This window comes from Klenkia sp. PcliD-1-E, assembly GCF_024124375.1.
Lineage (GTDB): Bacteria > Actinomycetota > Actinomycetes > Mycobacteriales > Geodermatophilaceae > Klenkia.
The window spans coordinates 1-11,614 of sequence record NZ_JAMXRZ010000121.1 but is presented as its reverse complement, the minus strand read 5'-3'; the positions used below and the strand labels follow the sequence as shown (position 1 = coordinate 11,614).

Annotated in this window: 14 protein-coding genes; 12 read left to right on the top strand and 2 right to left on the bottom strand. The window is 74.5% G+C overall.

Features of this window, described 5'->3' with window-relative positions; genetic code table 11:
- From tilS to NH342_RS18885, 8 genes are all read left to right on the top strand, one after another.
- The coding region (gene tilS / locus NH342_RS18920; protein ID WP_253017211.1) for a tRNA lysidine(34) synthetase TilS at positions 1-860 on the top strand (860 nt) is incomplete at its 5' end.
- The gene (hpt, locus tag NH342_RS18915; protein WP_091057767.1) at positions 857-1,438 is read left to right on the top strand and encodes a hypoxanthine phosphoribosyltransferase; all 582 of its coding nucleotides are present in this window, start codon (positions 857-859) and stop codon (positions 1,436-1,438) included. The genes tilS and hpt, both read left to right, overlap by 4 nt.
- Positions 1,439-1,605: 167 nt before the next feature.
- A complete protein-coding gene (gene ftsH / locus NH342_RS18910) occupies positions 1,606-3,612 on the top strand; it encodes an ATP-dependent zinc metalloprotease FtsH (protein WP_253017209.1) in 2,007 nt (668 codons plus the stop codon).
- Positions 3,613-3,638: 26 nt separating this feature from the next.
- A complete protein-coding gene (gene folE, locus NH342_RS18905) occupies positions 3,639-4,223 on the top strand; it encodes a GTP cyclohydrolase I FolE (protein ID WP_374209487.1) in 585 nt (194 codons plus the stop codon).
- The gene (gene folP, locus NH342_RS18900; protein WP_253017204.1) at positions 4,220-5,062 is read left to right on the top strand and encodes a dihydropteroate synthase; all 843 of its coding nucleotides are present in this window, start codon (positions 4,220-4,222) and stop codon (positions 5,060-5,062) included. The genes folE and folP overlap by 4 nt, the downstream gene beginning before the upstream one ends.
- Positions 5,055-5,417 carry a dihydroneopterin aldolase gene (gene folB, locus NH342_RS18895; RefSeq protein WP_253017202.1) on the top strand — a complete coding sequence of 121 codons (363 nt, stop codon included), beginning with the start codon at positions 5,055-5,057 and terminating at the stop codon, positions 5,415-5,417. Before folP ends, folB begins: the two co-directional genes overlap by 8 nt.
- Positions 5,414-5,917 carry a 2-amino-4-hydroxy-6-hydroxymethyldihydropteridine diphosphokinase gene (gene folK / locus NH342_RS18890; protein ID WP_253017200.1) on the top strand — a complete coding sequence of 168 codons (504 nt, stop codon included), beginning with the start codon at positions 5,414-5,416 and terminating at the stop codon, positions 5,915-5,917. Before folB ends, folK begins: the two co-directional genes overlap by 4 nt.
- Before the next feature lie 24 nt (positions 5,918-5,941).
- Positions 5,942-6,439, top strand: a complete 498-nt coding sequence (locus tag NH342_RS18885; RefSeq protein ID WP_253017198.1) for a DUF3180 domain-containing protein — start codon at positions 5,942-5,944, stop codon at positions 6,437-6,439.
- A gap of 4 nt (positions 6,440-6,443) precedes the next feature.
- Here NH342_RS18885 and NH342_RS18880 read toward each other — a convergent pair whose 3' ends face one another.
- Positions 6,444-7,652: an ABC transporter ATP-binding protein gene (locus NH342_RS18880; RefSeq protein WP_253017196.1), complete on the bottom strand. Its 1,209-nt coding sequence runs from the start codon at positions 7,650-7,652 to the stop codon at positions 6,444-6,446.
- A gap of 3 nt (positions 7,653-7,655) precedes the next feature.
- Here NH342_RS18880 and NH342_RS18875 point away from each other — a divergent pair, with 3 nt between their 5' ends.
- The 3 genes from NH342_RS18875 to NH342_RS18865 all read left to right on the top strand — a co-directional run bounded on the left by NH342_RS18875 (position 7,656) and on the right by NH342_RS18865 (position 10,170).
- Positions 7,656-8,348, top strand: a complete 693-nt coding sequence (locus tag NH342_RS18875; RefSeq protein ID WP_253017194.1) for an ABC transporter permease — start codon at positions 7,656-7,658, stop codon at positions 8,346-8,348.
- Positions 8,345-9,043, top strand: coding sequence for an ABC transporter permease (locus tag NH342_RS18870; protein WP_253017192.1), 699 nt, complete (start codon positions 8,345-8,347; stop codon positions 9,041-9,043). Before NH342_RS18875 ends, NH342_RS18870 begins: the two co-directional genes overlap by 4 nt.
- A gap of 119 nt (positions 9,044-9,162) precedes the next feature.
- Positions 9,163-10,170 carry a glycine betaine ABC transporter substrate-binding protein gene (locus NH342_RS18865; RefSeq protein ID WP_253017190.1) on the top strand — a complete coding sequence of 336 codons (1,008 nt, stop codon included), beginning with the start codon at positions 9,163-9,165 and terminating at the stop codon, positions 10,168-10,170.
- A gap of 54 nt (positions 10,171-10,224) precedes the next feature.
- Here NH342_RS18865 and NH342_RS18860 read toward each other — a convergent pair whose 3' ends face one another.
- Complete coding sequence (locus tag NH342_RS18860) at positions 10,225-10,830, bottom strand: DUF1684 domain-containing protein (protein ID WP_253017188.1); 606 nt, start codon at positions 10,828-10,830, stop codon at positions 10,225-10,227.
- Positions 10,831-10,911: 81 nt separating this feature from the next.
- Here NH342_RS18860 and NH342_RS18855 point away from each other — a divergent pair.
- Positions 10,912-11,614: DUF6779 domain-containing protein (locus NH342_RS18855; protein WP_374209486.1), on the top strand; the 703-nt coding region annotated here is incomplete at its 3' end.

The window sequence follows — 11,614 nt, the reverse complement described above, 5'->3', positions numbered from 1 at the left end:
CCGCGGTCGCCTTCGAGGCGCCCCGCGCCGGGGTGCCCGCCGGGGCGGTGACCGTCGACCACGGCCTGCAGCCCGGCTCGGCCGCGCGCGCGGCGACCACGGCCGGGCTGCTGCGCGACCTGGGGCTGGACCCGGTGCTCGTCCGCCGGGTCGAGGTGGGGACGGCGGGCGGCCCGGAGGCGGCGGCGCGGGAGGCGAGGTACGCCGCGCTGTCGGCCGCCGCGTCCGCGCCGGGCACCCGGGTGGCGCTGGGCCACACGCGCGACGACCAGGCCGAGACCGTGCTGCTGGGCCTGGGCCGGGGGAGCGGGCCCCGGTCGATCGCCGGCATGGCGGAGCTGCGGCCCCCGTGGTGGCGGCCCCTGCTGCAACTGCCGCGCTCGGCCACCCGCGCCGCCTGCGCCGCGCAGGGCCTGCCGGTGTGGGAGGACCCGCACAACGACGACCCCGCCTTCACCCGGGTGCGGCTGCGCACCGAGGTGCTGCCGCTGCTGGAGGACGTGCTCGGCGGCGGCGTGGCCGCGGCGCTGGCCCGCACCGCGGACCTGCTGCGGGAGGACACCGCGGCGCTGGACGCCCTCGCCGCAGCCGTCGGGGACCCCACCGACTGCGCCGTCCTCGCGCAGCTGCCGGCCGCGGTGCGCCGCCGGGTGCTGCGCCGCTGGTTGCGGGGCGCCGGCGTCGGCGACCTCGCCGCCGTCCACCTGCACGCCGTCGACGCCCTCGTCACCGCCTGGCGCGGGCAGGGCCGGGTGGACCTCCCCGGCGGTGGGGGCGTCGTCCGGGCGTCTGGCAGGCTTGCGCTGCAAGGCCCCCGAGCAGACCCCAGCGCACCCCCCAGCGAGGAGCCCCACCCGTGAGCGAGACGCCCCGCGGCCCCCTCGGCCCGGACCACGGCTACGGCCCCGACATCGACCACGTGCTGCTGACCACCGAGCAGATCGACGACAAGATCCGCGAGCTGGCCGACCGGATCGCCGTCGACTACGCCGGCCGGGAGGTCCTGCTGGTCGGGGTGCTCAAGGGCGCGGTGCTGTTCATGAGCGACTTCGCCCGGGCGCTGCAGCTGCCCACCCAGATGGAGTTCATGGCCGTCTCCTCCTACGGCTCGGCCACCAGCTCCTCGGGCATCGTGCGGATCCTCAAGGACCTCGACCGCGACATCACCGGCAAGCACGTGCTGGTGCTCGAGGACATCATCGACTCCGGGCTCACGCTGTCCTGGCTGCTGAAGAACCTCGGCTCGCGCGGGCCGGCCAGCCTCGAGGTGTGCGCGCTGCTGCGCAAGCCCGACGCGGTCAAGGTCGACGTCCCGGTCGAGTACGTCGGTTTCGACATCCCCAACGAGTTCGTCGTCGGCTACGGCCTGGACTACGCCGAGCGGTACCGGGACCTGCCCTACATCGCCACCCTCAAGCCCGAGGTGTACTCCTCCTGACGAGTTGATCTCCAGCTGACGAGCAGGGGGCGCACAGCGTCCCCGGTGTACCTTCGGTCAGACGACGTCGCCCGTCGCGGCGCAGGAGGACTCACGTCGCGCGGCGTCCCCGGACGAGCAGGAGGGTCGACGGGTACCCCGGGGTCACCCGGTCGCCCGGCATCGGTATGGAGCGCAAGAAGATCTTCCGGTCGGTCTGGTTCTGGGTCGCCGTCGTCGTGCTGGTCGTGGCGGTCGGCGTGCAGTCCTTCAGCGGCGGCAGCGCGTACAAGGAGGTCCCCACCTCCACCGCGCTCGCCCAGTTCGCCGACGACAACGTCAGCAGCGTCACGATCAACGACCGCGAGCAGACGATCGACCTGGACCTCAGGAGCGCGGTCGACGGCGAGCGCCAGATCACCGCGTCCTACCCCTCGGGCGCCGCCTCGCAGATCTACGACCTGGTGACCGGCGCCGACGCGAACGGTGCGGGCACCTCCGACAGCGCCGTGGACTTCGACACCAACGTCACCCAGGACAACGTCCTGACGTCGATCCTGATCAGCTTCCTTCCCTTCCTGATCATCCTCGGCCTGCTGTTCTGGCTGTTCAGCTCCATGCAGGGCGGCGGCCGCGGCGTGATGGCCTTCGGCAAGAGCAAGGCCAAGGCGGTCAGCAAGGACACCCCGAAGACCACGTTCTCCGACGTCGCCGGCGCGGACGAGGCCATCGAGGAGCTGCACGAGATCAAGGACTTCCTGCAGAACCCGGTCAAGTACCAGGCCATCGGCGCGAAGATCCCCAAGGGCGTGCTGCTGTTCGGCCCGCCCGGCACCGGCAAGACCCTGCTGGCCCGCGCGGTCGCCGGCGAGGCCGGCGTGCCGTTCTACTCGATCTCCGGCTCGGACTTCGTCGAGATGTTCGTCGGCGTCGGGGCCAGCCGGGTGCGCGACCTGTTCGAGCAGGCCAAGACCAACGCCCCGGCGATCATCTTCATCGACGAGATCGACGCCGTCGGCCGGCACCGCGGCGCCGGCATGGGCGGCGGGCACGACGAGCGCGAGCAGACCCTCAACCAGATGCTGGTCGAGATGGACGGCTTCGACGTCAAGGGCGGGGTCATCATGATCGCCGCCACCAACCGGCCGGACATCCTCGACCCCGCGCTGCTGCGCCCGGGTCGCTTCGACCGGCAGATCGCCGTCGACCGCCCGGACCTGGCCGGCCGCGTCGCCGTCCTCAAGGTGCACGCCACCGGCAAGCCGCTGGCCGACGACGTGGACCTGGAGACCCTGGCCCGCCGCACCCCCGGCTTCACCGGCGCGGACCTGGCCAACGTGCTCAACGAGGCCGCGCTGCTCACCGCCCGGCACGGCGGCACCGTCATCACCGACGCCGCGCTCGAGGAGGCCATCGACCGCGTGCTCGCCGGCCCCGAGCGCAAGACGCGGGCGATGAGCGAGAAGGAGAAGAAGGTCACCGCCTACCACGAGGGCGGGCACGCCCTGGTGGCGCACGCGCTGCCCAACCTGGACCCCGTGCACAAGGTGACGATCCTGCCGCGAGGCCGCTCGCTGGGGCACACCCTCGTGCTGCCGACCGAGGACAAGTACACCCAGACCCGCTCGGAGATGATCGACACCCTGGCCTACGCCCTGGGCGGCCGGGCGGCCGAGGAGCTGGTCTTCCACGAGCCGACCACCGGCGCCGGCAACGACATCGAGAAGGCCACGTCCATGGCCAAGGCGATGGTCACCCAGTACGGCATGAGCGCCAAGCTGGGCGCGGTCAAGTACGGCAGCGGCGACTCCGAGCCCTTCATGGGCCGGGACATGGGTTCGCGCCCGGACTACTCCGAGGCCGTGGCCGCCGACATCGACGGCGAGGTGCGCGCGCTCATCGAGGCCGCCCACGACGAGGCCTGGGAGATCCTGGTCGAGCACCGCGACGTCCTGGATCGGTTGGTGCTGGAGCTGATGGAGAAGGAGACCCTGTCCAAGGAGGACATGGCGCGCATCTGCGCCGGGGTCACCAAGCGGCCGGCGCTGGCGCCCTACAACGGGTTCGGCAAGCGGACGCCCTCGGAGCAGCCGCCGGTGCTCACCCCCGCCGAGCGGGCGCAGGGCAACGGTGCCGCGGACGGCTACGACGCCGAGAAGCCGATGCCGGTGGGGGACGCCGGCGCCCCGCGGTGATCGACCACACCGTCGACCCGCGGCCGGTGCCGCACGCCGAGGACGGGGTGGACCACGCCCGTGCCGAGGCGGCCGTCCGCGAGCTGCTGCTCGCGGTCGGCGAGGACCCCGACCGCCCGGGCCTGCGGGAGACCCCGGCCCGGGTGGCCCGCGCCTACGCGGAGATCTTCGCCGGGTTGGGGCAGGACCCGGCGACGATCCTGTCGACCACCTTCGACGAGGACCACGACGAGCTGGTGCTGGTCAAGGACATCCCGATGTACTCCACCTGCGAGCACCACCTGGTGCCCTTCCACGGGGTGGCGCACATCGGCTACATCCCCGGCCAGGACGGCCGGGTCACCGGGCTGAGCAAGCTGGCCCGCCTGGTCGAGGTCTACGCCCGGCGCCCGCAGGTGCAGGAGCGGATGACCAAGCAGATCGCCGACGCGATGGTCGAGTCCCTGCACCCCCGCGGTGTCGTCGTGGTCATCGAGGCCGAGCACCTGTGCATGGCCATGCGCGGGGTCCGCAAGCCCGGCTCCCGGACGATGACCTCGGCCGTGCGCGGGCTGTTCAAGGAGTCCGCGTCCACCCGGGCCGAGGCGCTGAGCCTGGTCCTGGGCAGGTGAACCCCGCCGGGCGCTGCCTGGTCATGGGCGTCCTCAACGTCACCCCGGACTCCTTCTCCGACGGTGGCTGCTTCGCCGACACTCCGTCGGCGGTGGCGCACGGGCTGGCCATGCACGCCGCCGGCGCCGACTGGGTCGACGTGGGCGGGGAGTCCACCCGGCCCGGCGCCGACCGGGTGGACGCCGCCGAGGAGCTGGCCCGGGTGCGGCCGGTCGTCGCCGAGCTCGCCGCCGCCGGGGTGGCGGTCAGCATCGACACCACCCGGGCCGAGGTCGCCGCCGCCGCGCTGGACGCCGGCGCCCGGCTGGTCAACGACGTCAGCGGGGGCCTCGCCGACGCCGGCATGGCCCCGCTGGTCGCCGAGCGCGGGGTGCCCTGGGTGCTCATGCACTGGCGCGGCCACAGCCGCGAGATGCAGGCCGCGGCCCGCTACGGCGACGTGGTCACCGAGGTCTGCGCCGAGCTGACCGCCCGCGTCGAGGACGTCGTCGCCGCCGGCGTCGACCCCGCGCAGCTGGTGCTCGACCCCGGCCTCGGGTTCGCCAAGGACGCCGGGCACAACTGGGCGCTGCTGGCGGGCCTGGACCGGCTGGTCGCCCTCGGGCTGCCGCTGCTGGTCGGCGCCTCGCGCAAGTCCTTCCTCGGCCGGCTGCTCGCCGACGCCGACGGCACCCCCCGCCCGGCCGACGAGCGCGACGCCGCCACCCTCGCGACCACCGTGCTGGCCGCCGAGGCCGGTGCGTGGGGCGTGCGCGTGCACGACGCCGCGGCCTCGGTCGACGCGGTCGCTACCGTGGCCGCCGTGCACGCCGCCCGAGCCAGGAGGTCCCGTGCCTGACCAGATCGCCGTCCGCGGTCTCACCGCCCACGCCCACCACGGCGTCTACGCCTTCGAGCGGGAGAAGGGCCAGACGTTCTCCGTGGACGCCGTCCTCGACGTCGACACCGCCCCCGCGGCGGCGACGGACGACCTGGAGGGGACGGTCAACTACGCCGAGCTCGCCCAGCAGCTGCACGCGGTGCTGACCGGTGAGCCGGTCGACCTGCTGGAGACCCTCGCGCAGCGGCTGGCCGACGTGTGCCTGGCCAACCGCCTGGTCGACGCGGTGCAGATCGTGGTGCACAAGCCCGAGGCCGACCTCGGCGTCCCCTTCGACGACGTCACCGTCTCGATCCGCCGCGCCCGGTCGTGAGCCGCGCCGTCCTCTCGCTGGGGGGCAACCTGGGCGACCGGGCGGGCACCCTGCGGACGGCGTTGCGTGCCCTGTCCGGCGAGGGCCTCGTCGCCCGCTCGGTGCTCTACGAGACCCCGCCGTGGGGGCCGGTCGAGCAGCCGCCGTACCTCAACGCCGTCGCGGTGCTGCGCGGCGACCGCGACGCCGCGGGCTGGCTGGCGCTGGCCCACCAGCTGGAGCAGGCCGCCGGGCGCACCCGCGAGGTGCGCTGGGGCCCGCGCAGCCTGGACGTCGACGTGGTCACCGTGACCGCCGACGACGGCACCCCCGTGGTGTCCGACGACCCGGTGCTCACCCTGCCGCACCCCCGGGCGCACGAGCGCGCCTTCGTGCTGGTGCCCTGGGCCGACCTGGACCCGGCCGCGCAGCTGCCCGGCCACGGCGCGGTCGCCGACCTGCTCGCCGCGCTGCCGGCCGAGGACGTCGCCGCCGTGCAGCGGTGGGAGCACCTGGCATGAGTGCCGCAGCGTGAGGGCCGCAGCGTGAGGCCCGTCGCCCGCCGGGACCTCGCGGTCGTCGGGGTCGGGCTGGCCGTGGCCGGCTGGCTGGTGGTGCGCGCCTTCTACGGCTCGCTGCCGGCCTTCCACTGGTGGCAGCCGGTGCCCCTGGCGCTGCTCGCCGTCGCCGAGGTCCTCGGCGCCCGGTCCCTGCGCGCCCGGCTGACCACCGACCGGGACCGCCGGCGCGCGGCCCGGTCCGGCGAGGCCGCGGCGCTGCAGCCCGGGCAGCGGTCGGTCGAGCCCGTCGAGCCCATGCTGGTGGCCCGGCTCGCCGTCCTCGCGCAGGCCAGTGCCTGGGCCGGCGCGGCGTTCGCCGGGCTGTGGGCCGGCGCGCTGGTGCACGCGCTCACCGAGCTGGGCCGGCTGACCGCGGCCACCGGGGACGCCGTCGCCGCCGGGGTCGGGGTGGCCTGCTCGCTGGCCCTGGTCGTGGGTGCGCTGCGCCTGGAGGACGCCTGCCGGGTCGAGCCCGACGAGTAGGGGTCTACAGCGCCCCGGCGGTCTCCGGGGCGGCGCCGGCCACGCTGCGCCGCAACGCCGCGTGCACCGAGGCCGGGGTGAGGACGCCGACCAGCTTGTCGCCGTCCATCACGCCCACCCAGCCGGCGTCGACCTGCAGCAGCCGGGCGTAGGCCGCCCGCAGCGAGGAGCCCAGGGGCACCCAGGCGTCCATCGGCCGCCACACGTCGCCGACCACCCGCGCCCCGCCCGCCGCCGCCTCGGCCGCGTGGTCGGCCGACACCCAGCCCAGCGGCAGACCGGTGCCCTGGTGCCGGCCGCTGCCGGCCCCACCGGTCACGCCGGCTGCGTCGACCACCACCGCCCAGTGCGCGCCGGAGCGGGCGATCACCGCGCGCGCGGTGCCCAGGCCGTCGTCGAGGGCGACGACCGGCGGGTGCTCGAGGTCCTCGAGCGCGATCCCGGTGACCGCCAGGCGCTTGAGGCCGCGGTCGGCACCCACGAAGTCGGCCACGAAGTCGTTCGACGGGTCGCCGAGCAGGTCCGCCGGGGTGGCGAACTGCTCGACCTTGCCGCCCTCGCTCATCACCGCGATGCGGTCGCCCAGCCGCACGGCCTCCTCGATGTCGTGGGTGACGAAGACGATGGTCTTGCGCACGGCCTCCTGCAGCCGCACGAACTCGTCCTGCAGCCGGCCCCGGACCACGGGGTCGACGGCGGAGAACGGCTCGTCCATCAGCAGCACCGGCGGGTCGGCCGCCAGCGCCCGGGCCACGCCCGCGCGCTGCCGCTGGCCGCCGGAGAGCTGGTGGGGGTAGCGGTCGCCGTGGACGGCCGGGTCCAGCCCGACCAGGCTCATCAGCTCCTCGACCCGGGCGGCGGTGCGCTGCTTGTCCCAGCCCAGCAGCCGGGGCACGGTGCCCACGTTGGTGCGGATGGACTGGTGCGGGAAGAGCCCGACGTTCTGGATGACGTAGCCGATCCGCCGGCGCAGCTTCTGCGGGCGCAGCTTGGTGACGTCGTCGTCGCCGATCAGGATGCGGCCGGTGCTGGGCTCGATGATCCGGTTGATCATCTTCATGGTGGTGGTCTTCCCGCAGCCGGACGGGCCGACCAGCACCGTGAGCTCGCCGGCGGCGAAGGTGAGGTCGAGCTCGGCCACCCCCGTGGTGCCGTCGGGGTAGACCTTGCTGACCCCTTCGAGCCGGATGGGCTCCGCGGCAGTAGCTTGCACCGGGTGGACTCCTCGTGGTCGGTGTCGGCGGCCGATGCGGCGCCGAACCCCTGGGTCGACCCGTCGTACGTGGTCGACAACTGGGACACCATCCTCGCCTACACCGTCCAGCACGTCAGGCTGACGGTCCTGGCCGTGGTCATCGGGTCGCTGATCGCGCTGCCGATGGCGCTGGTCGCGCGGCGCAGCAGGTGGCTGGCCGGACCGGTGCTGGGCGTGTCCACCCTGGTCTACGCGATCCCGTCGCTGGCGATGTTCGCCTTCGTCGCCCCGTTCACCGGGCTGTCGGAGACCACCGTGCTCGTCGGGCTGGTGCTCTACTCGCTGGTCGTCCTGGTGCGGAACTTCCTCGCCGGCCTGCAGTCGGTGCCCGCCGAGGTCGTCGAGGCCGCCCGGGGGATGGGCTACGGCGCCGGCCGGCTGCTGTGGCGGGTGGAGCTGCCGTTGGCGCTGCCCTCGTTCGTCGCCGGCATCCGGATCGCCACGGTGTCCACCGTCGCCCTGGTCACGGTGGGCGTGATCGTCGGGCAGGGCGGGCTGGGCCAGCTGATCACCGGGGGCTTCAACGCCAACTTCTACCGCGCCCCCATCGTCACCGGCGCGGTCGGCTGCGTGCTCCTGGCCCTGCTGGCCGACGCGCTCATCGCCCTCGTGGGCCGCTGGGTGACCCCCTGGACCCGGACGGTGCGCGCGTGAACGTCTTCGGCGACGCCCTCGTCTACCTCAACGACCCGTTCAGCTGGACCCGGCCGGGCAGCGGCATCCTCGACCTGCTCGCCCAGCACCTGCGCATCTCCGGGGCCGCGGTGGCCCTGGCGCTGCTGGTCGCGCTGCCGCTGGGCATCTGGCTGGGGCACACCGGCCGCGGCGGGGCGTTCACCGTCGCGCTGTCCAACGTGGGCCGCGCCGTGCCCACGCTGGCGATCCTGACCATCTTCGCGGTCACCCCCATCGGGTTCGGCCCGACGGCGACCACCCTGGCGCTGGCGCTGTTCGCGATCCCGCCGGTGCTCACCAACACCTACGTCGGGTTCCGGCAGGTCGACCAGGACGTCGTCGAGGCCGCGCGCGCGATGGGCATGACCGGTCGGCAGGTGACCTTCCGCGCCGAGCTGCCGCTGGCGGTGCCGCTGCTGATGACCGGGGTGCGGACGGCGGCCGTGCAGGTCGTCGCCACCGCCACGCTGGCCGCGCTGGTGGCCGGTGGCGGTCTCGGCCGGATCATCAACCTGGGCTTCGGCCAGCAGGACTACGGCCAGGTGGTGGCCGGCGCGATCGTGGTCGCCGCCCTCGCCATCCTCACCGAACTGGTGTTCGTGGCGCTGTCCTGGGCCCTGACGCCGGGTCAGCGCACCCTGCCGTGGCGGCGGATGCGGCCGAAGGTCGCATAACGACTGCGCAACGCCAGGTGGCGCGAACCCGTGCAGCACTGTTGAGTTGCGCGTCGCGGGAATCCTCCCGCCCGACACGCGGACGCGTCGAGCGTCCGGGACACAGAAGGCGGGTTGCCATGCGCCTGCGTACACCCCTGCTCACCACCGTGGCCCTGGCCGCGGTGCTGGCCACCGCCGCGTGCGGTGAGTCCGGCTCCTCCGGGACCGGCGGCTCGGCCGCCGGCGGCGGCGAGGCGTCCGGTGACGCCTGCGCCCCGGTCGCCGGCGACCAGCTCGTCGTCCTCCAGGACGACCGGGAGCTGCAGAACGCCGACAACGTCGTGCCGGTGCTCAACGCCGCCTACGCCGGCGCCAACCCCGCGGCGTTGGAGGCGCTGAACGCGGTCTCCGCGGTGCTCACCACCGACGACCTCATCGAGCTCAACAACCAGGTCGACGTGCAGCGCCAGGACGCCACCGAGGTGGCCCAGGCCTACGTCGACGACAACTCGCTGGGCAGCGACGTCACCGGCGGCAGCGGCCCGGTCGTGGTCGGTGCCGGCAACTTCAGCGAGTCGACGATCCTGGCCAACGTCTACGCCGACGCGCTGACCGCGGCGGGCTTCCAGGCCACCGTGCAGGAGACCGGCAACCGCGAGGTCTACCTGCCGGCGCTGGCCCAGGGCCAGATCCAGGTCTTCCCGGAGTACCTGGCCACCTCGGCCAACTTCATCAGCGAGAACATCAACGGCTCGGGCGAGCTCATCGCCTCCGGTGACGTGCAGGAGACCCTCAGCGCGGTCCAGCCGCTGGCCGAGCAGTTCGGCGTCACCTACGGCGACCCGTCCGAGGCCCAGGACCAGAACGCGTTCGCGGTGACCACCGCCTTCGCCGACCAGCTCGGCGTCACCACGCTGTCCGAGCTGGCCGAGGCCTGCGGCGACGGCTCGCTGACCCTCGGCGGCCCGACCGAGTGCCCGACCCGCCCGGCCTGCCAGCTGGGCCTGGAGGACACCTACGGCCTGAAGTTCGCGGGCTTCTCCGCCTACGACGCCGGGGGGCCGCTGACCAAGCAGGCCATCCTCAACGGTGACGTCTCCATCGGGCTGGTCTTCAGCTCCGACGGCTCCCTCGCCCAGGGCTGACCCGCCCGCTCGACGGCCCTCCCCGCCCACCCGGCGGGGAGGGCCGTCGTCGTCTCAGTACCAGCCGCCCTCGGGCAGCTGCTCGCCCGCGGTGACCACGGTGTCCACCCGGTTGCCCTCCTGGGGCAGCGGGCAGGACCAGCGCGGGTCGTAGGTGCAGCTGGGGTGGTAGGCGAAGTTGAGGTCGACCACCAGGTGCCCGTCGTCCGAGCCGAGGTCGGCGCCCTTGACGGTGTCCAGCAGGTAGCGGCCGCCGCCGTAGGTGCCCTGCCCGGCCGACCCGTCGCGCAGGGGCAGGAACACGCCACCGCCGTACCCGCCGAGCCACCAGACGTCCAGCCGGCCCACGTCGCCGAGGGTGACCCGGCCGAGCCGGTCCAGCGCCACGACCCCGTCGTCGGCGGTGGGCAGCTCCAGCCGCTGCGGCGGGGCGTCCTCGAGCCGGGCGCGGAACCGCAGGGCCGGGTCGTAGGGGGCCATGGGCAGGCCGGTGAACGACGCGCGGGCCGCCGGGGCGAGCGGGGAGTCCGGGTGGCCGGCGAAGAGCTCGTCGCGGCCGGCCCGCCAGGCGGTCCACCCGGCCTCGGGGTCCTCGGCGGCACGGGCGGTGGCGTAGAGGGCGTGCACCCGGCGGCGCCAGCCCAGCAGGGAGAGGGTCACCGGCGCCAGCCTGCCAGCCGTGGCGGTCCCCGGCGCGACGACCGCACCGTCGCCGTCCGGTCGCCCACTACCCTTCCCCCCGTGACGGACGGGGCTGCTGAGCAGGGCGGGGCCGTGCCCCGTGCCCGGACGACGCCCGCGCGGGTGTCGCCCGCGCTGCGCATCACGGGGCTGGTGCTGGGGTTCGCGCTGGCGATCGCGGCGACCCTGGCCGTCTTCCTCACCGAGAACGCGCTCTACCTGCGGCTGGCGGTCATCGCCGTCGCCTGGGCCTTCGTCATCGCGGCCTTCTCCGCGGGCCGACGCAAGACCGACCAGGCACTGGCCGCGGGGCGCGAGGCCGAGCTGAAGCAGGCCTACGCGCTGGAGCTGGAACGCGAGGTCGCCGCGCGCCGCGAGTACGAGCTCAAGCTGGAGAACCAGCTGCGCCGCGAGGCCCAGGAGGCCATGCGGGCCGAGCTGGACGGGCTGCGCGCGGACCTGGCGTCGCTGGCCGGCATCCGGGAGAAGCTGGTCGAGCTCGGCGAGCTGCGGTCGGACGTGGGCCGGCTGCGCCACGAGCTGACCGAGCAGCTCAACGGCGAGATGCTGGTCGAGCGGATCGTGATGCGCACCCAGTCGATCCGGATGCCGGCCGAGCGGGCCGAGCTCGAGCCGCCGCGCATGATCGACGGGCTGGCGGACCGGGCCGACCGGCCCGCGCCGGCGGACGCGGTGTCCCGGGTGCAGCCGCCGCCGGTGCCGGCGCCGCCCGCGAGGTCCCTGCGCAGCTCCCCGGCGACCG

What these genes read in the sequence shown, in the direction of transcription:
- ftsH (WP_253017209.1), top strand. Translation starts at nt 1,606, where the DNA reads ATGGAGCGCAAGAAGATCTTCCGGTCGGTCTGGTTCTGGGTCGCCGTC.
- NH342_RS18865 (WP_253017190.1), top strand. Translation starts at nt 9,163, where the DNA reads ATGCGCCTGCGTACACCCCTGCTCACCACCGTGGCCCTGGCCGCGGTG.